The organism is Streptomyces sp. NRRL S-646 (genome assembly GCF_000720765.1).
GTDB lineage: Bacteria > Actinomycetota > Actinomycetes > Streptomycetales > Streptomycetaceae > Streptomyces.
Genome location: NZ_JODC01000011.1, coordinates 245,895 through 266,245, shown reverse-complemented (window position 1 = coordinate 266,245; position 20,351 = coordinate 245,895). Strand labels below are relative to the sequence as shown.

Here is a 20,351-nt window from a genome sequence, read left to right as displayed (position 1 = left end):
AACCCCCACAAACCCGCAGCCGCAACGCAACAGGTAGGACCGAGCCACTAGGCACAATGGCCCATATGGCCTACACAACCCAGCTCCCAGCAACCGTCGGCTTCGACCTGGACATGACCCTCATCGACTCCCGCCCAGGCATCCATGCCTGCTACGTCGCACTGTCCGAGCGAACGGGAACGTACATCGACGCCGACCTCGCGATCACCCGGCTGGGACCACCCCTCGCCGAGGAGCTGATCAACTGGTTCCCGGAAGACCAACTGGCCGAGATGGCAGACCTGTACCGCTCGATGTACCCGACGATCGCCATCGCCGCCACGCCGGCGATGCCGGGCGCCCGCGAGGCCATCGCCGCCGTACAGGCGGCCGGCGGACGCGCGATCGTCGTAACGGCCAAGTACGAGCCGAACGCCAAGCTGCACCTGGAACACCTCGGCATCCACCCCGACGAGGTCGTGGGCGACCTGTGGGCGGAGCAGAAGGCGGAGGCGCTGCGCGAGCACGGGGCCGGGGTCTACGTCGGCGACCACATCGGCGACGTGCGCGGCGCACGCAAGGCCGAAGCGCTGTCGGTGGCGGTGGCGACCGGTCCGTGCAGTGCGGAGGAACTGAGCACGGCCGGGGCGGACGTCGTCCTCGCGGACCTCACGGAGTTCCCCGGCTGGCTGGCGGACTACCGCCCGGCGCGCGCCTGACGGCGGCCCGCCGCAATCGACCGCAGCACTCCGGCGCCGGCGATCAGGAAGCCGACGCCCATGAGCATGCTCAGTCCGAACATGTACGTCGGAAATGGCTTCGCGTGGAGGAACAGCGGAGCCACTGTGACGAGTGTGGCCAGCGCACCGAGGAAGAACACGATGGCACCGGCACGGATCAGTCGGTCACCGGGCTCGGCGGAATTCGTTTGGGTTTTGTCACGCACCGGACCAGGGTAGTTCCCTGCGCGAAGGAACAACCCGGCGACGTCTTGTCACCGGCCTGAAGACCATTAGCCTTGGTACCGGCGGGTCCGTGACGACCCGCCCAAGTGCTATCAAGAGCCGTTTCCGAAGCAGTTTTCCGACGAGTACGAGGACGAGGACAGACGTGCCTACCGGCAAGGTCAAGTGGTTCAACAGCGAGAAGGGCTTCGGCTTTCTCTCCCGTGACGACGGCGGCGACGTCTTCGTCCATTCCTCGGTCCTCCCCGCCGGAGTCGAGACGCTCAAGCCGGGCCAGCGAGTGGAGTTCGGCGTCGTCGCCGGACAGCGCGGCGACCAGGCGCTTTCGGTCACCGTCCTGGACCCGACCCCCTCGATCGCGGCCGCCACCCGCAAGAAGCCGGACGAACTGGCCTCCATCGTCCAGGACCTGACGACCCTCCTGGAGAACATCACCCCGATGCTCGAGAAGGGCCGCTACCCCGACAAGGCCTCCGGCGCGAAGATCGCGGGCCTGCTGCGCGCGGTCGCAGACCAGCTGGACGTATAACCCTCGACAACCCCCGTGTCCACTACGGGAATTCGAGCGCATCCGGGCCGAGGGGCGGCAACAGCCCCTCGGCCCGTCGCTGCTCAGGGAAACGACAGGGCTTCGGGCCCGAGTGCAGGTACGAGACCTTCGGCCGCCGCACGGGTGAGCAGCCCGCGTACGGCCGCGTAGCCGTCCACGCCGAGGTCGTGGGTGAACTCGTTGACGTACAGGCCGATGTGCTGGTCGGCGACGGCCGGGTCCATCTCCTGGGCGTGCTCCATGACGTACGGGCGGGAGACCTCGGGCTCGTCCCAGGCGGCCCGCACCGACGAGCGGATCGACTCGGCGAGCCCCGTCAGCGTCTCCGCCCCCAGCGACCGCTTCGCGATGATCGCGCCCAGCGGGATCGGCAGCCCGGTGGTGTCCTCCCAGTGCTCGCCCATGTCGGCGAGCTTGTGCAGCCCGTAGTTCTGGTACGTGAAGCGCGCCTCGTGGATGACGAGCCCCGCGTCGACCTTCCCGTCCCGCACGGCGGGCATGATCTCGTGGAACGGCATGACCACGATCTCGCCGACGCCGCCGGGGACCGTGTCGGCCGCCCACAGCCGGAACAGCAGATACGCCGTCGACTTCTCGCTCGGGACGGCGACGGTACGGCCTGTCAGATCTCCGGGCCCACGGGTGAGCACCAGCGGCCCGCAGCCCCGCCCAAGCGCACCCCCGCACGGCAGCAGCGCGTACTCGTCGAGGACGTACGGCAGCACGGCGTACGACACCTTCAGCACGTCGAACTCGCCGCGCTCGGCCATGCCGTTGGTGATGTCGATGTCCGCGAAGGTCACGTCGAGCGCGGGCGCACCGGGGACGCGGCCGTGGGCGACGGCGTCGAAGACGAAGGTGTCGTTCGGGCAGGGGGAGTACGCGATCTGCAGGGTCTGTGCGGGCTGCACGGGCTGTCCGGGCTCACTGGTCATGCTGCTCATGCTGTTTCCAACTCTCCAGGACGGGCGCAAGCTTCCCGAAGGCCTCCGTCAGGGCCGTGAGGGCGTCGCCGATGCGCCAGGCGGCGCGGTCGCGCGGGCCGACGGGGTTGGAGACCGCGCGTATCTCCAGCACCGGCACACCGTGCGCGGCGGCCGCCTCGGCCACCCCGAAGCCCTCCATGGCCTCGGCGAGGGCGCGGGGGTGGCGGGCGCGCAGGGCGGCGGCGCGCTCGGCGGTGCCGGTCACGGTGGAGACGGTGAGTACGGCGCCGGGACGGGCCCCGGTCGCGGCCGCGAGGTCTCGTACGAGTGCTTTCGGCGGACGATGGGTGACGGTCCCGAAGCCGAGCTCCGTCACCGGGACGAAGCCGTCGGGCGTCTGAGCCCCCAGGTCGGCCGCGGTGATCTCGTCGGCGATCACGAGGGAGCCGACGGGGGCCTCGGGCTGGAAACCGCCGGCGATCCCGGCGGAGACCACGAGGTGGTAGGGAGTGCCGCTCAGGGCGGCGGTGGTCAGGGCCGTCGCGGTGGAGGCCGCGGCGAGGGCGGGCCCCACACCGGCGGCGATCACGTCAGCCGTGAGGGGGCCGTCTCCCGTGAACGCCTGGGCCACCGCGTCCCGTTCTGCGGGAACCGCGGTGGCCACGAGGACACGTACCAAAGACACGAAGGACTCGGCCGGCTCGGCAGGCGGGGTCAGTCGTTCTTCTTGAGCTTGAAGGACCACAGACCGGTCACCGTGCTGCCGCTCTTCTTGCCGTCGCCCGCCTTGATCGAGACCAGGGTGGAGTTGCCCTGGGCGCCGTACTGGGCGTTGAAGAAGACGCTGCCCGGGATGGTGCGGTAGGTCTTGTTGCTGTCCTCGGTCAGGGGCTGACCGTTCATCAGGATCGTCCACCGCTTGTCGGCGATCTTGGGGTCGACGCCGAAGCGGACGGTGTCGTCGGGGTCGACCTTGATGGACTTGATGTCCTTGTCCTTCAGGCACTTCGCCAGGTCCGCGGTCTGCAGGGACTTGCCCTCGCCGCCGCAGGTGGCCTCCGAGCTGACGGAGGAGCGGCCGACCGTGATGGTGGACAGCGGCGTCGGCTTGTCGCACGCCGACAGGACGAGCAGTCCGGCAGAAACGGCGCCGGCGGCGGCGACGGCGCGGCGGCGTCGCACAGCGGCGCGGACATTTGCGGCTCCGCCGCGAGGCATCGAGGTCATGGCGGAAGGTTATAGGGCCCGTCCGACGCTCTCTTTACGTGGGGGGCGGCGTGCCCGTGTGTTACGCCACGCGAGGCTTCTGCGCGCTTCCCTGCCGGGCCGAGCCGAGCAGCCCGCGGACCGTGGTGGCCCAGCCGAAGGCGATCACCGCGGCGGCCAGGGACAGCCCCGCCGGGCCGTTGAGCGGCATCACGATGCCGATCGCGCCGCCCAGCACCCAGGCCATCTGCAGCATGGTCTCGGAGCGCGCGAACGCCGACGGGCGCACCGTCTCGGGCACGTCCCGCTGGATCAGCGCGTCCAGCGCCAGCTTGGCCAGAGCCTGCGAGAACCCGGCGAACGCGGCGAGGCACGCCACCAGGAACGCGCCGAAGAAGATCGCGGCCGTGATCGCCACGCCGAGCACGATCGGCAGCACCGTCACGACGATGATCTCCGGCGCCCGCTGCCGCAGCCACGCCCCGACCGCCGTACCGAGCGCGTTGCCCACGCCCGCCGAGACGGCCACCAGGCCCAGCGACACCGCCGCGCTCTCGCCCGTCAGCGGATGCTCGCGCAGCAGGAAGGCGAGGAAGAAGGTCAGGAACCCGGACAGCCAGCGCAGGGCCGCGTTGGCGCCGAGCGCATGGGTGACCGCGATGCCGACGGTTCTGAGGCCCGGCCGCTTGACCGGCTTGAGGTGCGGTCCGTGCAGATGCTGCTCGTCCGCCGCGAGCAGCGCCGTGTCCTCGCCCTTGGCCGAGTCGACCTTCGGCGCCAGCGTGAAGGACAGGAACATGCCCCAGACGTAGATCACGAAGGCGCCGTACAGCGGCCAGCGTGGACCGATGGCATGCAGCCCCGCCCCGATCGGTGCCGCGACACCGGTGGCGAGGAGACCGCCGAGCGTGACTCTGGAGTTGGCCTTCACCAGGGAGAACTTGGGTGGCAGCAGCCGGGGCACGACCGCGCTTCTGACCACCCCGTACGCCTTCGACGCGACCAGCACGCCCAGCGCGGCCGGATACAGCTCCAGGCTGCCGCTGGCGACGGCCCCGGCGATGATCAGCGCCAGCAGCGCCCGGGCGAGCATCGAGCCCGCCATCGCGGCGCGGCGGCCGTGCGGGAGCCGGTCGAGGAGCGGGCCGACGACGGGGGCGAGGACGGTGAAGGGCGCCATGGTGATGGCGAGGTAGAGCGCGACGCGCCCCCGTGCCTCGTCGGTCGGCACGGAGAAGAAGACGGTGGAGGCGAGGGCGACGGTGACCATGACGTCACCGGCACCGTTCACGGCGTGCAGTTCGATCAGCTTGCCCAGGCCGGACTCACCGGCGCCGTGCGCATGCGTGGCCTTTCTGATCCCGCGGGCGGTTCCGGTCACCGGGAAGTGCAGCGCACGGCCGACCGCGCGGACGGACCCGCCGAACCGGCCCGAACCGCCACCACGACTGCTGCCCTTGATCCCACCGACCCCGGTGGCCCCTGGGGGCGTCCTTGCGGCTGCCACTCCGTCATAGTGCCCCGAGAAACCTGTGTGTAGTGCGGTTACCGCGCGTATGGGCGCGTAGTTCCTCAGCATTTCCCGGGTACGGGCCCGTCTGCTTCCCAGGTACATGCCAGATAGTTGCCGGGTCGGCAGGGGGAAACCTCCCGTCGGTGTAGGCCGAGCGGTCGGGAGAAGGTAGCGTGCGTAGCGCGTCGTGGCGAACGTTCTCGGCCGCGCGCCTCTCGGACATCCCGCAGAATGGATGCATGAGGTGCGCCCGAGTGCGATCGGGCGCGGACGTCGACGCGGTCCCCTGGTCCGCTCCGTCCGCTCCCACCGCCTTCAGGCCGGCGCACCCGAGTGACGGCGTAGGAGAGAAGCGATACCTGTGAGCGCAGCGACCACGCGAAGCCGCACCCCCGACCGCCTGTGCGCCGAGGCCGTCGACCTCGCCCGCGCCGCCGCCGAGGAGGCGGCCGCGCCAGGCGTGGTCGGCGAGCATGTCGGGCTGGAGTCCGAGGGCGACCGCGTTGTCACGCACTTCTTCGAGTGCAAGGAACTCGGGTACCGCGGCTGGCGCTGGGCCGTGACGGTCGCCCGCGCCTCCCGCGCCAAGTTCGTCACGCTGGACGAGGTCGTCCTCCTCCCCGGGCCGGACGCGCTGCTCGCCCCCGAGTGGGTCCCCTGGAGCGAACGCCTGCGCCCCGGCGACATGGGCCCCGGCGACCTGCTCCCGACCGACGCCGAGGACCTCCGCCTGGAGCCCGGCTACTCCGGCGAGGAGGAGCCCGTACCGACCTCGGCCGTCTCGGAGGAGATGGCGGAGCTGGTGGAGGCGGAGGACGCGGAGGTCACGGCGGGCGCCCCGTCGAGCCTGCCCGTCGTCCCGTCCCGCGGCTCCATCGCGTCGGTCGCCGAAGAACTAGGCATGCGCCGCGCCCGGGTCCTGTCCCGCTACGGCCTGCATGTCGCCGCGGACCGCTGGGAGGAGTCGTACGGCGCCAAGACGCCGATGGCGCAGGCGGCACCGGCGTCCTGCGTGAGCTGCGGCTTCCTGCAGCCGATCGGCGGTTCCCTGGGGCAGGCCTTCGGCGTCTGCGCGAACGAGTTCTCCCCGGCCGACGGCCGCGTGGTCTCTCTGTCCTACGGCTGCGGAGGCCACTCCGAGGCCGCGGTCATGCCGAAGCCACCGCAGCCGGCTCCGCCGGTGATCGACGAGACCCGGGTGGACCCGTTCCCCCTGCGCCCGGCGCCGGACTCGGGCTCCGTACCGGTCGTCTCCGACGAGGACGCGGCGGAGCTGGGCCACTCGTAAGCCCGGAGGTGTCTGCTGGGGGCTGCCGCCCCCAGGCCCCGGACGGGCTGATCTTTCAGCCCGTCCGGCGTTTGACGACGAGACCGTTCAGGCCGATCGGGGTCCGGGGCGAGCCCCGGCGGGGTCGAAGGGGCAGCGCCCCTGGGGACGGGACGGGTAGGGGCGGCGGGGGCGAAGAACAACTCGCGGTACCTTCGAGCTCACGCCGATGAGGGCCGATGAGGAGAGCCAACGTGAGCATGTTCGTGCGGCCTGCACCCGAGGGCGCGGACCCCTTCGGGACCGCCCGCCTCAGGCGAGGCGTACTCGACGCCTGGGCCACCAGCCCCGCCCGCTTCCGCGAGGACGCCAACGCCGAGGAGGACCTCGTCCTCGGCGGCTACCGTGACCGGCTCGTCGTCGAGCTCGCCCAGAACGCCGCCGACGCCGCAGCCCGCGCAGGCGTCCCCGGCCGTCTCCGCCTCACCCTCCGCGACGGCGTCCTCGTCGCAGCCAACACCGGCGCCCCCCTGGACGCAACGGGCGTCGAGTCGCTCTCCACCCTCCGCGCCTCCGCCAAACGCGACGCCCACGACACCGCCGTCGGCCGCTTCGGCGTCGGCTTCGCCGCCGTACTCGCCGTCACCGACGAACCCGCCCTGGTCGGCCGCCACGGCGGCGTCCGCTGGTCCCTCGCCGAGGCCCGCGAACTGGCCGCCGACACGGCACGGCACAGCCCGGGACTGGGCGACGAAATCCGGCGCCGGGACGGCCATGTCCCGCTCCTGCGGCTCCCCTTCGCCGCCGAGGGCACCGCCCCCGACCCGTACGACACGGCCGTCATCCTCCCCCTGCGCGACACGGCCGCCACCGACCTCGCGGAACGCCTCCTGGGCGCCGTCGACGACGCACTCCTCCTCGCCCTCCCGGGCCTCGAAGAGGTCGTCGTCGAGATCAACGGGGACAGCCCCCGCACCCTCAGCCGCAGCACCAACGGCTCCGTCACCGTTGTCGACGACTCCCTCGGCGGCACCACCCACTGGCGTACCGCCTCCGCCCACGGCCCCCTCACCCCCGACCTCCTCGCCGACCGCCCCGTGGAGGAACGCCTCCGCCCGCACTGGTCCCTCACCTGGGCCGTACCGGTCAACGCGACGGACAGCGCCCCCGCCCGCCCCCGCACCAGCCCCGTCGTGCACGCCCCCACCCCCAGCGACGAGCCCCTCGGCGTCCCCGCACTCCTCATCGCCTCCTTCCCCCTCGACACCACCCGCCGGCACGCGTCCCCCGGCCCTCTCACCGACTTCCTCGTCCAGCGCGCGGCGGACACGTACGCCGAACTCCTCGCCGACTGGCGGCCGGTGAGCGAGGGCATCATCGGACTCGTCCCCGGCCCGCTGGGCAAGGGCGAGCTGGACGGCGCCCTGCGCGCGGCCATCCTCGACCGGCTCCCGCGGACCGAGTTCCTCCCGCCCGCCGCCGAGCCCCGCGCAGACGACGACGAACTGCCCGAGGCCCTCCGCCCGCGCGACGCTGAGATCGTCGAGGGCGCCGGTGCCGACACCGTGCGGGTCCTCGCCGAGGTGCTTCCGACCCTCCTCCCCGCCGGACTCGAACGGCGCGTGGAGCTACGGACGTTGGGCGTCGCGCGGGTGCCCCTCACCGACGCCGTGGACCGGCTGGCCGGCCTGGAGAAGGAGCCCGGCTGGTGGCGGCGCCTCTACGACAGCCTCGCCGGCGTCGACCCGGACCGGCTGTCCGGCCTTCCCGTGCCGCTCGCCGACGGACGTACGACCATCGGCCCCCGGCAGGTCCTGCTCCCCGCCCCGGATGCCGTTCGTATCGACCCGGAGGTGCTCGCCCGGCTCGGCCTGAAGGTCGCCCACCCGGACGCGGCCCACCCCCTCCTGGAGAAGCTCGGCGCCCTGCCCGCAACCCCCCGCGCCGTCCTCACCACTCCCCAGGTACGGGCCGCCGTGGCCGCCTCCCTGGACGACGAGGGCGGACTGGACTGGGAGCAGGACGCGCCCGACGCGGAGGAACTGGCCGACACCGTCCTCGCGCTCGTACGGGACGCCGGTCTGGAGCCGGGCGACGAGCCGTGGCTCGGCGCGCTTGCCCTCCCCGACGAGGACGGCGAACTCGCCCCCGCCGGCGAACTCGTCCTCCCCGGCAGTCCCTTCGCTCAGGTCATCCGCGAGGACGAACTCGCAGCCGTGGACGCCGAGCTGGCCGACAAGTGGGGCGAACAACCACTGGCAGCCTGCGGGGTGCTCGCCAACTTCGCCCTCGTACGGGCCACCGACGTGGTCCTCGACCCGGACGAACTCGAACCCAGGGAAGGCGACTTCGCCGAACCCGACGACGCCGGCCTGCTGGACGCCGTGGACGTGTGGAGCGAGGACGTCCTCGACCGCTTCCCGGACACGCCGGTACCGCCGGTCGCCACGGAGCTGGTCGCCGTCCGCGATCTGGACCTGGTGGACGACGACAAATGGCCGCAGGCCCTGGCCATGCTGGCTCAGCCGCCCCTGCGCGACGCGCTGACCCAGCCGGTCCGCATCCTCCTCCCCGACGGCACGCACGAGGTGGTACGCCCCTACACGGCCTGGTGGCTGCGCGGCCACCCGGTCCTGGACGGCCGCCGCCCGGCCGGCCTGCTGGCGTCCGGCGGCGACCCCCTCCTCCGTGGCCTCTACGACGAGGCCGACGCGACGGGCTTCGACGACGAGCAGGTCCTACGGGCGCTCGGCGTACGCACGTCGGTGGCGGCGCTCCTCGACGAGCCCGGCGGCGCGGCAGAACTCCTGGACCGCCTCGCCGACCCGGACCGCCCGGTCACCGGCGCCCAACTGCACGCCCTCTACGGCGCGTTGGCCGACCTGGACCCCGAGCAGGTCACCCTCCCCGACGACCTCCGAGCCGTCGTCGACGGCCGGGTCGAGGTGGTGGACGCCGCCGACGCCGTGGTCGTCGACTCCCCGGATCTGCTGCCCTTCACGGAGGGCGTCCCCCTGCTTCCGGTCCGCCCCGCCCGGGCGGCCGAGCTGGCGGAACTGTTCCAGGTACGGCGCCTGAGCGAGTCCGTCACGGGGTCGGTGGACTCCGAGGGCACGGAACACGACGTACCGGACTCGGTGCAGGTGCTGCTGGGCGCCGGTACCCCTGCGACGTACGTCGAACACGAGGAACTCTTCGTCGACGGCGTGGAGTTGGACTGGCGCCTGACGACCGACGGGATGCTGCACGCGGCCACCCTGGAGGGCGTCGCGGCGGGCCTTGCCTGGGCGTCCGGCCAGTGGCCGCGGCGGTTCGAGGTGGCGGCACTGCTGGAGGATCCTTCGCGGACGGAGGAGCTGGCGCGGGACCGGTGGTTCGACTGAGGGGCACGGACTGAGGGGCACGACCTGTCAGGCCGGGGATCCCGGGGCGGCCGTTTTTCCGATCTTGGCAAGGGGATCGCAATTCCCGTCAAAAATCCCCTTCCTTCGTACAACTTTTCACAACCGTCACGGATCTGACCCCCTGAGCCAACAGGCTCCACGATCACTTTCTCCACTTGGGGAACACATGCGCATACGTGCCACCGTGGCCGCCGTCTCCGGCGCCCTGGCCATCTCCGCCTTCGCCCTGCCGGCCGCGCACGCCGCCGACGCCCCGTCGTACAAGACGGAGGCCGCGAAGCTTCTTGCCGCGCAGCCCGGCAAGACCGCGTTCAGCAGTGACGCCGCCGCCGCGGACCTCGGCGTCACCTTCTCCAACCTCAAGATCGCCAAGGCGGTCAAGGTCGGCACCACGAACCACGTCGCCACCACGGTCACCTACACGCTGACCCACGGGGCGAACTACAAGATCAACTCCAGCGACTTCGACAGCGGCCCGATCATCTACAAGGGCAGCTCGATCGACAGCGCCCAGAACGTGCTCGGCGGCGAGCTGCCGGCCACCTGCACGGCCACCTCGGACACCACTGCCAACTGCACGGGAAACATCGACATCTTCCCGCTGAACGAAGACGACACCGCCGGTGACCTGCTCAACTCGGACGCGGGCACATGGTCGGCCGGCGCGCTCGCGCTGCAGTACAGCACCGGGGACCACTCCTTGCAGGGCGGCCTCGGCACCACCCTCGTCCAGCGCAACTCCAAGCTGACGGTCAACGCCACCCCGGAGCCGGTGAAGAAGGGCAAGACCATCACCGTCGTCGGCAAGCTCTCCCGCGCCAACTGGGAGGACAACAAGTACCACGGCTACAGCACCCAGCCGGTGAAGCTGCAGTTCCGCAAGAAGGGCTCCAGCACCTACACCACGCTGAAGACCATCAAGACGAGCACCACGGGTGACCTGAAGACGACGACCACGGCCACAGTCGACGGCTACTACCGCTACTCCTTCGCAGGCACCACGACCACCCCGGCGGTCAACGCCACGGGTGACTTCGTCGACGTGCAGTAAGCAGGCCCGGGCCTAGGCAGGAAAGCGGCGGTCGACCCACTTCCACAGCATCTCCAGGGCGACCGCCGCCACCGCCGCGATGCCGACCGCGACCCACGGCATCGTCTCGCCGACCAGCTTCAGCGCGAAGAAGTGCTGGAGCGACGGCACGATCAGTACGAAGAGGAACGCCACGCCCATCGAGGCCACCAGGGCGATCCGCCACCAGGTGTACGGGCGGGCGATGATCGCCAGGACCCACATGGAGATCAGGAACAGAGTCAGGGTTGCCGCACTGGTCTCCGCGTCCAACTGCCCCGGGCCCGTGTAGTAGTGACGGGCCATCAGATACGTCACGAAGGTCGCCACCGCGGCCACCACCCCGCCCGGGATCGAGTACCGCATCACCCGCCGTACGAAGTGGGGTTTCGCCCGTTCCTTGTTGGGGGCCAGGGCGAGGAAGAACGCCGGAATGCCGATCGTCAAGGTCGACAGGAGCGTCAAGTGGCGCGGCAGGAAGGGATATTCCACCTGCCAGCACACCACCAGCACCGCCAGTAGCACCGAGTAGACCGTCTTCACCAGGAACAGGGTCGCCACGCGCGTGATGTTGCCGATGACCCGTCGGCCCTCCGCGACCACCGAGGGCAGCGTCGCGAAGCTGTTGTTCAGCAGCACGATCTGCGCGACCGCCCGGGTGGCCTCCGAACCCGAGCCCATGGACACGCCGATGTCGGCGTCCTTGAGGGCGAGGACGTCGTTCACGCCGTCGCCGGTCATCGCGACCGTGTGCCCACGGGACTGCAGGGCGCCGACCATGTCCCGCTTCTGCTGCGGGGTGACCCGTCCGAACACCGTGCCCTTGTCGAGGGACTTCGCCATTTCCTCCTGCTCCGGGGGGAGGTGGCGTGCGTCCACGGTCGTGCCGGTCAGGCCCAGCTTGGCGGCCACCGCGCCGACCGACACCGCGTTGTCGCCGGAGATGACCTTGGCGCGGACGTCCTGGTCGGCGAAGTAGCGCAGGGTGTCGGCCGCGTCGGGGCGCAGGCGCTGTTCGAGGACGACGAGGGCGGCGGGCCTGGCCCCGTTCGCGGGCTCGGGATCGTCCAGGTCGCGGCCGGCCCGGGCGAGCAGCAGCACCCGCAGACCCTGTTCGTTGAGCCGCCCGGTCTCCTTGAGGGCCGGGTCGCCGGCGGCCAGCAGCACGTCGGGCGCCCCCAGCAGCCACGTACTCGACTCGCCGTTGCCCTCGCTGAACGTGGCGCCGCTGTACTTGCGGGCGGAGGAGAAGGGGAGTGATTCGGTGCAGCGCCAGTCCTCCACGTCCGGGTAGGCGTCGATGATCGCCTGGAGTGAGGCGTTCGGCCGCGGGTCGGACTCGCCGAGGGCGCCGAGGACCTTGCGTACGTACGACTCGTCGGCGCCCTGCAGCGGCCTGAGCTCGGTGACGTCCATGCCGCCCTCGGTGAGGGTGCCGGTCTTGTCGAGGCAGACGGTGTCGATACGGGCGAGGCCCTCGATGGCGGGGAGTTCCTGGACCAGGCACTGTTTTCGGCCAAGGCGGATGACACCTATCGCGAAGGCCACCGAGGTCAGCAGGACCAGGCCCTCCGGGACCATGGGGACGATGCCGCCGACCGTGCGCGCGATCGAGTCCTTGAAGCCGTGCTGCTTGACCACCAGCTGGCTGACGACCAGGCCGATCGCGGTCGGGATCATCATCCACGTCACGTACTTGAGGATCGTCGAGATACCGGTACGCAGCTCGGAGTGGACCAGGGTGAAGCGGGAGGCCTCCTCGGCGAGCTGGGCGGCGTAGGCCTCGCGGCCCACCTTGGTGGCCTTGAAGGCGCCGCCGCCGGCCACCACGAAGCTGCCCGACATGACCTGGTCCCCGGGCTTCTTGACCACCGGGTCGGCCTCGCCTGTGAGCAGCGACTCGTCGATCTCCAGCCCGTCGGCCTCGACGCACACCCCGTCGACCACGGCCTTGTCCCCCGGCCCGAACTCGATCAGGTCGTCGAGCACGATCTCCGAGGTGCTGATCGCGGCGGCCACCCCGTCCCGCCGCACCGTGGGCCGTGCCTCCCCGATCACCGCCAGCGAGTCCAGGGTCTTCTTCGCCCGCCACTCCTGGATGATGCCGATGCCGGTGTTGGCGATGATCACGTACCCGAACAGGCTGTCCTGGAACGGCGCGACGAACAGCATGATCAGCCAGAGCGCACCGATGATCGCGTTGAACCGGGTGAAGACGTTCGCCCGGACGATCTCGCCCATCGACCGGCTGCTGCGCACCGGAACGTCGTTGACCTGCCCCCGCGCGACCCGCTCGGCCACCTCGGCCGCGGTCAGCCCCCGCGCCGTCACCGGAACGGGTACGGGGTGCACAGGGTCGAGCTCCGCGCCCGCGTCGATGTGCGTCATGCATTCGACGGTACGTGTGGATTTACGGCTTCACCCGCCGAGGGCCCGGAAGATCCGACCTGGGGAGGAGCGAACTCGTGCGGTGGGTGTACGTGGGGGCGTCACTCGGCCCGTCCGGCGTTTGAGGACGAGGCCGTTCAGGCCGAAAAGCGGGGGTCTGGGGGGCGGCAGCCCCCAGCAGGGCGTGCACACCGCCGGGTGCCTAATCCGCCGACGTCGCCTGTTCCGCCGGCGCAGACCCCGCGTCAGCGGCCCTCTTGATGGCAGCGTCCCGCTTCCTCACGAACCACACGCCGTACAGCCCGAGCACGCCCCCGGCCAGGCACGTCCACAGCCACCATGTGTGCCCGTGGTCGTCGAACCAGCCGTAGAAGGGAAGCTGCACCAGGAAGAGGACGAACCAGAGGATCGTGCCGCCGGTGATGGTGGCGACCACGGGGCCCTCAAGGGGCTCCGGCGCCTCGTGCTGGGGGGTCCACTTCGCCATGCGCCCAAGCTTACGAGGCGATCACATCTACGCGCGGAGATAGCGCCGGCACTCTCATATGTTCATACTGAAACGGTTTCCCTGTGTCCATATCTGCTCGTAGGAACATCCAATGTCCAGCTCGGCCCCCACCAAGGTCCCCGCTCCCGACCGACCCGGGGCCCAGCCCGCGTTCGGTGCCCTCGACCGCTACTTCAAGATCTCCGAGCGGGGCAGCACCCTGCCGCGCGAGATCCGCGGCGGTTTCGCCACCTTCTTCGCGATGGCCTACATCATCGTGCTGAACCCGATCATCCTGGGCAGCGCGAAGGACATGTACGGGCACCAGCTCGACAACGGCCAGCTGGTCACGGCGACGGCCGTGACAGCGGCGTTCACCACGCTCCTCATGGGTGTCGTCGGCAACGTGCCGATCGCGCTCGCCGCCGGTCTGGGTGTGAACTCGGTTGTCGCGCTCCAGCTCGCTCCCCGGATGTCCTGGCCGGACGCCATGGGCATGGTGGTCCTGGCCGGCTTCATCGTGATGCTGCTGGTCGCCACCGGACTGCGCGAGCGCGTCATGAACGCCGTGCCCTACAGCCTGCGCAAGGCGATCTCCATCGGTATCGGCCTGTTCATCATGCTGATCGGCCTGGTCGACTCGGGCTTCGTCTCCCGTATCCCGGACGTCGCCCAGACCACCGTCCCGCTCCAGCTCGGCGCCACCGGACACCTCAACGGCTGGCCCGTCCTGGTCTTCATCCTGGGCGCGCTGCTCACCCTCGCGCTGATCGTCCGCAAGGTCTCCGGCGCGATCCTGATCTCGATCGTCACGATGACGGTCCTCGCGCTGATCATCAACGCCGTCGCGAAGATCCCGACCTGGGGTCTGACGACGCCCAAGTGGCCCGGCAACCCGGTCGCCACCCCGGACTTCGGCCTGATCGGAAAAGTCAGCCTGTTCGGCGGCTTCTCCCACGTCGGCGTGCTGACCGGCATCCTCTTCGTCTTCACCGTGCTGCTGTCGTGCTTCTTCGACGCGATGGGCACGATCATGGGCGTCAGCGACGAGGCCAAGCTGACCGACGCCCAGGGCTATATGCCGGGCATCAACAAGGTCCTGTTCATCGACGGCCTCGCGGTCGCGACCGGCGGCGCCAGCTCCTCCTCGGCCACCACCGCGTTCGTGGAGTCCACGGCGGGCGTCGGCGAGGGCGCCCGTACGGGCTTCGCGAACGTCGTCACCGGCGGTCTGTTCGCCGTCGCCCTGTTCCTGACCCCCGTCGCCACGATGGTCCCGTCCCAGGCGGCGACCCCGGCCCTGCTCGCGGTGGGCTTCCTGATCCTGGCCGGCTCCGTCAAGGAGATCGACTGGGCCGACTACACGATCGCCATCCCCGCCTTTGTGACGATGGTGATGATGCCGTTCACCTACTCGATCACCAACGGCATCGGCATGGGCTTCATCACCTTCGTGGTGCTGCGTCTGGCGGCCGGCCGGGGCCGGGAGGTCCCGGTGGCGATGTACGTCGTCGCGGCGGTGTTCGGCTTCTACTACCTGATGCCCGCGCTGGGTCTGACCTGACCGAAGGGCGTCAGGTGACGCCGTAGAACCTCTCCGTCTCCTCGACGGCGGCCTGGAACCGCTCGTCGAAGTCGTCCCGAATGAGCGTCCGGACCACATAGTCCTGGACGCTCATTCCCCTTTTGGCGGCACGGTCCCGGAGGCGGTCGAGCAGCTCTCCGTCTATCCGCAGGCTGAGCACGTGTGTCCCCATGAACACGAGGTTCGCCGCACCCCGGTGGGCAACGGGTCACTTTCCGGAGCCGACTCACTCATATGAGTGATGTGATGTTTCCTGGCGGAGGTCCCCAGGCCCCCACGCCCCAGTCCCTCCGGGTTCAGTCCCTCGGGGCTCAGTGGCGCGAGTCACGGGCATTCGGCGCGTCACTCGTGGTCTTTAGCGAGGGTAATGAGTTACTCTAAGGACATGTCGGACCTCAGCCATGGCGACGACGCTGCCGCCGTGAACTCCCTGCGATCAGCTGTCATGCGGCTGTCCCGTCGACTCAAGCACCAGCGGGTCGACGAGTCGCTCAGCCCCACCGAGATGTCGGTGCTGGGCACCCTCTCCAACTGCGGTAGCGCCACGCCGGGCGAGCTCGCCCGCAAGGAGCACGTGCAGCCGCCGTCGATGACCCGCATCGTCGCGCTGCTCGAGGCCAAGGGCCTGGTCCGGCTGGAGCCGCACCCCGAGGACCGGCGCCAGAAGGTCGTCACCAAGACCGAACAGGCCGAGGCCATGCTCGCGGAGAGCCGCGCCAAGCGGAACGCTTTCCTGGCCAACCTGGTCGACGGCCTCGACGAGGACGAGTGGGCCAAACTGCGCGCCGCCGCCCCCGTGCTGGAGAAACTCGCGCATCTGTAAGCCACATCGAGGAGGCGAACCCTTTTGAGTACGGGACCCGGAGCAGATTCCGCCCCCGCACCGACACCTACTACCCCCGTTTCACCCCCGCCTTCCCGCAAGTCCTCGATGTTCAGCTCGCTGAAGGTCAGGAACTACCGCCTGTTCTTCATGGGCCAGGTCGTCTCCAACATAGGCACCTGGATGCAGCGCATCGCCCAGGACTGGCTGGTCCTGAGCCTCACCGGCTCCGCCACGGCCGTCGGCGTCACGACGGCCCTGCAGTTCCTGCCGATGCTGCTCCTCGGCCTCTACGGCGGCGTCCTCGTCGACCGCCTGCCCAAGCGCCGTACGCTGCTCGTCACCCAGACCTCGATGGCCGTCAGCGGTATCGCGCTCGCCGCGCTCACCCTCTCCGGCCACGTCCAGGTCTGGCACGTCTACCTCGCCGCCCTCGCCGTCGGCCTCGCCACGGTCGTCGACAACCCGGCCCGCCAGTCCTTCGTCTCCGAGATGGTCGGCCCGGACCAGTTGCAGAACGCGGTGAGCCTCAACTCCGCGAACTTCCAGTCCGCCCGTCTGGTCGGCCCCGCCGTGGCCGGCCTGATGATCACCGGCGTGGGCACCGGCTGGGCGTTCCTCTTCAACGGTCTGTCCTTCGTCGCCCCGGTGGCCGGCCTGCTGCTGATGCGGGCGCGCGAGCTGTACGTCGTCGAGCGGGCACCGCGCGGGAAGGGCCAGCTGCGGGAGGGGCTCCACTATGTCGCCGGGCGCCCGGACCTGATCTGGACGATCGTCCTCGTCGGGTTCATCGGCACCTTCGGCTTCAACTTCCCGGTCTATCTCTCGGCCTTCGCGGACGACGTCTTCCACGCGGGCGCCGGCTCCTACAGCCTCTTCAACACGCTGATGGCGGTCGGTTCACTGGCGGGCGCCCTGCTCGCCGCGCGGCGCGGCACCGCCCGGATGCGCGTCCTGATCGCGGCGGCGGTGGCCTTCGGCGCGATGGAGATCGTCGCCGCGACCGCCCCCTCGCTGTGGCTGTTCGCCCTGCTGATGGCCCCCCTCGGCATGTTCGGCATGACGGTCAACGTCACCGCCAACACCAGCATCCAGATGGCAACCGATCCGGCCATGCGCGGCCGGGTGATGGCCCTCTACATGATGGTCTTCCTCGGCGGATCCCCGATCGGCGCACCCATCGCGGGCTGGATCACGGACTCCTACGGCGTCCGGGCGGGCCTGGCCGTGGGCGGCGTGATCGCCGCGGCGGCGGCCGTCACCATCGGGGTGATCCTCGCCAGGGTGGGCAACCTGCGCCTGTCGGTCGGCTGGAACCGCGGCCACCCGCATGTGCGGTTCGTGCCACGGGAGCGGCAGGAGGAGCTGGCGGCGGTGGCGTAGGCGGCCGGGGGCGGGTCAGTCGCGGGGGAACTCGTCGGTCCTGAGGACCAGGCCGACCGCGGTTCGCGTCAGGTCGACGTCCTCTCCGAAGGGAAAGCTGACGTCGCTGTGGTACTTGCCGTCCTTCGGCAGGGTGTGCAGGTGCCACTCGCCGGTGTACGGGTCCACGACCAGGTACACCGGCACTTCGGCCGCGGCGTAGGCGTCCTTTTTCGGACCGTAGTCGTTGGCCGCCGTGTCCTTGGAGATGACCTCGGCCACGAATTCGACGTCCTGATAGCGCCAGCGGCCCTTGCCGTCCTTCACCGACCGTTCGGCCATGGCCGCCAGGTCGCAGGCGAAGCCGTTCAGATGCCCGGGGAAGTCGATCCGCACGTCCGATGCCAACCGCTTCTGCGAGTACTTGGCGTCCAACTGTTTCGCAATGCTGAAGATGATCTCCCAGTGGCTCTGCCGCTGCGGTGACATGAAGATGTTCCCCCCGACGATCTCGACCTTCGTTCCCTCGGGGATGGGCATCTTCTCGAGCCACTCGAACAGGACGTCCAGCGTCAGCTCGTCGCACTCCTCGGCCATCTCGATCCTGTCGTCAAGGACGGTCATCGTGGCGCTCCTCCCCGGCTGTCGCTCGGTCACTGACAGCCGCGCAGTACAACGATACGCACGGTGACCGGGACCCGCCCGGTTGGCAGCGCGGTGTGCACACTGGCCTCATGAGACTCTTCGCCGCCGTGCTGCCGCCTGAGGGCGCCGTCCGCGAACTCGCCCGGGAAGTAGCCGAGTTGAAGAAGCTGTCCGGCGCGAAGAAGCTGCGCTGGACCAACCCTCCCGGCTGGCACTTCACGCTCGCCTTCTACGGCGAGGTCGACGACGACGTCGTACCGGATCTGTCGGCCCGCCTGGAGCGGGCTGCCGGGCGCACCGGTCCCTTTGAACTGGCCCTGCGCGGCGGTGGGCAGTTCGGGCACGGGCGGGCGCTGTGGGTGGGGGCGTGCGGCGACATCCGGACCCTTCGGCTGCTGGCCGAGCGGGCGGAGGCGGCGGCGATGAAGGCGGGTGTGTCGATGGGGGAGCACCGGCGGTACAAGGCCCATCTGACGGTGGCCCGCAGCCGGGATGCGGTGGACGTACGGCCCTACGTCGACAGTCTGCGGGACTTCGCGAGCCGCACGTGGACCGTGGAGGGGCTGGTGCTGGTGCGGAGCAACCTGCCGAGGTCCGGGGTGCCGGGGGAGCAACCGCGTTACGAGGCGGTCGCCCGTTGGGCGCTCGGGGGTGCCGGTTAGGCTCGGGTACGTGGACCCGAAGACCCGGAACCGGATCATGGCCGGTGCGCTTGTGCTGTTGTTCGTCGTTGTTGCCCTCGCGGCTGCGCTCGGTAGGTAGCTCTTTACGCGGAAGCGGCGGGGAACTGCGCGTTCGTTGCCGGGTGCGGGTTGTTCGTGGCTGGGTCGCGCCCGCGCGGCGGAGCCGCATGTCGACTCCGCCCCGCGCCCCTGAAGGGGCCCTACCAGGCGAAGGCCTCCGGGGACGGGCCTGGGCCCGGGAAGATCTCGTCGAGGCCGGAGAGCAGTTCCTCGCTCAGCTCCAGCTCCGCCGCCCTGATCGCCGACTCCAGCTGCTCGGCCGTACGCGGGCCCACGATCGGACCCGTCACGCCGGGGCGGGTCAGGAGCCAGGCCAGGGCGGCCTCGCCCGGTTCCACGCCGTGCTTGTCGAGCAGGTCCTCGTACGCCTGGATCTGGGCGCGGATGGTGGTGTTGGCGAGGGAGTCCGCGGCCCGGCCGCTCGCCCGGCGCCCGCCCTCGACCTCCTTCTTGATCACACCGCCGAGCAGGCCGCCGTGCAGCGGTGACCAGGGGATGACCCCGAGGCCGTACTCCTGCGCGGCCGGAATGACCTCCATCTCGGCGCGGCGCTCGGCGAGGTTGTAGAGGCACTGTTCGCTGACGAGACCGATGGTGCCGCCGCGGCGGGCTGCGATCTCGTTGGCCTGGGCGATCTTGTAGCCGGGGAAGTTCGAGGAGCCGACGTAGAGGATCTTGCCCTGCTGGACCAGGACGTCGATCGCCTGCCAGATCTCCTCGAAGGGGGTCCGGCGGTCGACGTGGTGGAACTGGTAGACGTCGATGTGGTCCGTCTGCAGCCGCTTCAGGCTGGCGTCGACCGCGCGCCGGATGTTCAGCGCGGAGAGCTTGTCGTGGTTGGGCCAGGCGTCGCCGTCCGCGGCCATGTTGCCGTACACCTTCGTGGCGAGGACGACCTTGTCGCGGTGGGCCGCGCTCTTGGCGAACCAGTTGCCGATGATCTCTTCCGTACGGCCCTTGTTCTCGCCCCAGCCGTACACGTTGGCGGTGTCGAAGAAGTTGATGCCGGCGTCCAGCGCCGCGTCCATGATCGCGTGGCTGTCGGCCTCGTCCGTCTGCGGTCCGAAGTTCATCGTGCCGAGGACCAGTCGGCTGACCTTGAGTCCCGTGCGTCCGAGCTGCGTGTACTTCATGACCACCTAGCCAACGGCCTGGAGTGCGCTCTATGCAAGGGATCCCCGAAAGTGATCTTTCCCCGGAAATGATCTTCGCTGTGCGAGAAGAATTCAAAAGACAAAATGCTGGACTCTTAACGTATTGAGCACGGACTGGTCGGCTCTCATGACAAACGATCTAGTCGATGTTTTCGTCAAATTGGCCTCACTCGTTTGCCGCGCATCCGGAGGAGGGGACGCGGCGTTAGCGGAATATGGCGAAAGCAAGGTTCCTTAACCCGTACCGTTCCGGAGCGACAGCGGAGGATCCCCCCGCCCGTGCGG

At 70.0% G+C, this 20,351-nt stretch carries 19 protein-coding genes; 9 read left to right on the top strand and 10 right to left on the bottom strand.

Annotated features, from left to right (window positions below):
* Positions 1-56 precede the first annotated feature (56 nt).
* Entirely contained in the window at positions 57-698 is a 642-nt protein-coding gene (locus IH68_RS0129875) for an HAD family hydrolase (RefSeq protein ID WP_030941142.1), read from the top strand.
* Here the strand turns inward: IH68_RS0129875 and IH68_RS0129870 are convergent.
* The gene (locus IH68_RS0129870; protein WP_030941140.1) at positions 677-925 is read right to left on the bottom strand and encodes a hypothetical protein; all 249 of its coding nucleotides are present in this window, start codon (positions 923-925) and stop codon (positions 677-679) included. The genes IH68_RS0129875 and IH68_RS0129870 overlap by 22 nt on opposite strands.
* Positions 926-1,089: 164 nt before the next feature.
* Here IH68_RS0129870 and IH68_RS59505 point away from each other — a divergent pair, with 164 nt between their 5' ends.
* On the top strand, positions 1,090-1,473 hold the full coding sequence (locus IH68_RS59505) for a cold-shock protein (RefSeq protein WP_030941138.1): 384 nt from the start codon (positions 1,090-1,092) through the stop codon (positions 1,471-1,473).
* A gap of 83 nt (positions 1,474-1,556) precedes the next feature.
* On the opposite strand, the gene IH68_RS0129860 is transcribed toward IH68_RS59505, so the two are convergent.
* The 4 genes from IH68_RS0129860 to IH68_RS0129845 form a co-directional block, all read right to left on the bottom strand.
* On the bottom strand, positions 1,557-2,429 hold the full coding sequence (locus IH68_RS0129860; protein ID WP_030941136.1) for a 1,4-dihydroxy-6-naphthoate synthase: 873 nt from the start codon (positions 2,427-2,429) through the stop codon (positions 1,557-1,559).
* A complete protein-coding gene (locus IH68_RS0129855; RefSeq protein WP_030941132.1) occupies positions 2,419-3,105 on the bottom strand; it encodes a futalosine hydrolase in 687 nt (228 codons plus the stop codon). The genes IH68_RS0129860 and IH68_RS0129855 overlap by 11 nt, the downstream gene beginning before the upstream one ends.
* A gap of 29 nt (positions 3,106-3,134) precedes the next feature.
* On the bottom strand, positions 3,135-3,647 hold the full coding sequence (locus IH68_RS0129850; RefSeq protein WP_051833793.1) for a hypothetical protein: 513 nt from the start codon (positions 3,645-3,647) through the stop codon (positions 3,135-3,137).
* A 61-nt stretch (positions 3,648-3,708) separates the two neighbouring features.
* Positions 3,709-5,133, bottom strand: coding sequence for an MFS transporter (locus IH68_RS0129845; protein WP_030941127.1), 1,425 nt, complete (start codon positions 5,131-5,133; stop codon positions 3,709-3,711).
* A gap of 367 nt (positions 5,134-5,500) precedes the next feature.
* Here IH68_RS0129845 and IH68_RS0129840 point away from each other — a divergent pair, with 367 nt between their 5' ends.
* The 3 genes from IH68_RS0129840 to IH68_RS0129830 all read left to right on the top strand — a co-directional run bounded on the left by IH68_RS0129840 (position 5,501) and on the right by IH68_RS0129830 (position 10,861).
* The gene (locus IH68_RS0129840; protein WP_030941125.1) at positions 5,501-6,427 is read left to right on the top strand and encodes a DUF3027 domain-containing protein; all 927 of its coding nucleotides are present in this window, start codon (positions 5,501-5,503) and stop codon (positions 6,425-6,427) included.
* 233 nt (positions 6,428-6,660) lie between these two features.
* On the top strand, positions 6,661-9,789 hold the full coding sequence (locus tag IH68_RS0129835; RefSeq protein WP_030941122.1) for a sacsin N-terminal ATP-binding-like domain-containing protein: 3,129 nt from the start codon (positions 6,661-6,663) through the stop codon (positions 9,787-9,789).
* Between the two features lie 187 nt (positions 9,790-9,976).
* Positions 9,977-10,861, top strand: coding sequence for a hypothetical protein (locus IH68_RS0129830; RefSeq protein ID WP_030941120.1), 885 nt, complete (start codon positions 9,977-9,979; stop codon positions 10,859-10,861).
* Positions 10,862-10,873: 12 nt separating this feature from the next.
* On the opposite strand, the gene IH68_RS0129825 is transcribed toward IH68_RS0129830, so the two are convergent.
* Both IH68_RS0129825 and IH68_RS0129820 read right to left on the bottom strand, forming a co-directional pair.
* Positions 10,874-13,267, bottom strand: a complete 2,394-nt coding sequence (locus IH68_RS0129825) for an HAD-IC family P-type ATPase (protein ID WP_030941118.1) — start codon at positions 13,265-13,267, stop codon at positions 10,874-10,876.
* A 202-nt stretch (positions 13,268-13,469) separates the two neighbouring features.
* Positions 13,470-13,754 carry a DUF2530 domain-containing protein gene (locus IH68_RS0129820; RefSeq protein ID WP_030941115.1) on the bottom strand — a complete coding sequence of 95 codons (285 nt, stop codon included), beginning with the start codon at positions 13,752-13,754 and terminating at the stop codon, positions 13,470-13,472.
* A 112-nt stretch (positions 13,755-13,866) separates the two neighbouring features.
* Between IH68_RS0129820 and IH68_RS0129815 the strand changes: the two genes are divergently transcribed.
* Positions 13,867-15,318, top strand: a complete 1,452-nt coding sequence (locus tag IH68_RS0129815) for an NCS2 family permease (protein WP_030941113.1) — start codon at positions 13,867-13,869, stop codon at positions 15,316-15,318.
* A gap of 10 nt (positions 15,319-15,328) precedes the next feature.
* Here IH68_RS0129815 and IH68_RS0129810 read toward each other — a convergent pair whose 3' ends face one another.
* Positions 15,329-15,517: a hypothetical protein gene (locus IH68_RS0129810; protein WP_030941111.1), complete on the bottom strand. Its 189-nt coding sequence runs from the start codon at positions 15,515-15,517 to the stop codon at positions 15,329-15,331.
* Between the two features lie 207 nt (positions 15,518-15,724).
* On the opposite strand from IH68_RS0129810, the gene IH68_RS0129805 reads away from it, so the two are divergent.
* Positions 15,725-16,162, top strand: a complete 438-nt coding sequence (locus IH68_RS0129805) for a MarR family winged helix-turn-helix transcriptional regulator (RefSeq protein WP_030941110.1) — start codon at positions 15,725-15,727, stop codon at positions 16,160-16,162.
* 24 nt (positions 16,163-16,186) lie between these two features.
* A complete protein-coding gene (locus tag IH68_RS0129800; protein WP_107057545.1) occupies positions 16,187-17,545 on the top strand; it encodes an MFS transporter in 1,359 nt (452 codons plus the stop codon).
* Between the two features lie 15 nt (positions 17,546-17,560).
* Here IH68_RS0129800 and IH68_RS0129795 read toward each other — a convergent pair whose 3' ends face one another.
* On the bottom strand, positions 17,561-18,148 hold the full coding sequence (locus tag IH68_RS0129795) for a Uma2 family endonuclease (protein ID WP_030941106.1): 588 nt from the start codon (positions 18,146-18,148) through the stop codon (positions 17,561-17,563).
* A gap of 110 nt (positions 18,149-18,258) precedes the next feature.
* Between IH68_RS0129795 and thpR the strand changes: the two genes are divergently transcribed.
* Complete coding sequence (gene thpR / locus IH68_RS0129790; protein WP_030941103.1) at positions 18,259-18,831, top strand: RNA 2',3'-cyclic phosphodiesterase; 573 nt, start codon at positions 18,259-18,261, stop codon at positions 18,829-18,831.
* 221 nt (positions 18,832-19,052) lie between these two features.
* Here the strand turns inward: thpR and IH68_RS0129780 are convergent, their stop codons facing one another.
* Complete coding sequence (locus IH68_RS0129780) at positions 19,053-20,045, bottom strand: aldo/keto reductase (protein ID WP_030941101.1); 993 nt, start codon at positions 20,043-20,045, stop codon at positions 19,053-19,055.
* Positions 20,046-20,351: the final 306 nt, after the last annotated feature.

Coding starts and splice junctions, on each gene's coding strand:
- IH68_RS0129875 (WP_030941142.1), top strand. CDS start 57: ATGGCCCATATGGCCTACACAACCCAGCTCCCAGCAACCGTCGGCTTC.
- IH68_RS0129860 (WP_030941136.1), bottom strand. CDS start 2,429: ATGACCAGTGAGCCCGGACAGCCCGTGCAGCCCGCACAGACCCTGCAG.
- IH68_RS0129850 (WP_051833793.1), bottom strand. CDS start 3,647: ATGACCTCGATGCCTCGCGGCGGAGCCGCAAATGTCCGCGCCGCTGTG.
- IH68_RS0129830 (WP_030941120.1), top strand. CDS start 9,977: ATGCGCATACGTGCCACCGTGGCCGCCGTCTCCGGCGCCCTGGCCATC.
- IH68_RS0129825 (WP_030941118.1), bottom strand. CDS start 13,267: ATGACGCACATCGACGCGGGCGCGGAGCTCGACCCTGTGCACCCCGTA.
- IH68_RS0129820 (WP_030941115.1), bottom strand. CDS start 13,754: ATGGCGAAGTGGACCCCCCAGCACGAGGCGCCGGAGCCCCTTGAGGGC.
- IH68_RS0129815 (WP_030941113.1), top strand. CDS start 13,867: ATGTCCAGCTCGGCCCCCACCAAGGTCCCCGCTCCCGACCGACCCGGG.
- IH68_RS0129805 (WP_030941110.1), top strand. CDS start 15,725: ATGTCGGACCTCAGCCATGGCGACGACGCTGCCGCCGTGAACTCCCTG.
- IH68_RS0129795 (WP_030941106.1), bottom strand. CDS start 18,148: ATGACCGTCCTTGACGACAGGATCGAGATGGCCGAGGAGTGCGACGAG.
- thpR (WP_030941103.1), top strand. CDS start 18,259: ATGAGACTCTTCGCCGCCGTGCTGCCGCCTGAGGGCGCCGTCCGCGAA.
- IH68_RS0129780 (WP_030941101.1), bottom strand. CDS start 20,045: ATGAAGTACACGCAGCTCGGACGCACGGGACTCAAGGTCAGCCGACTG.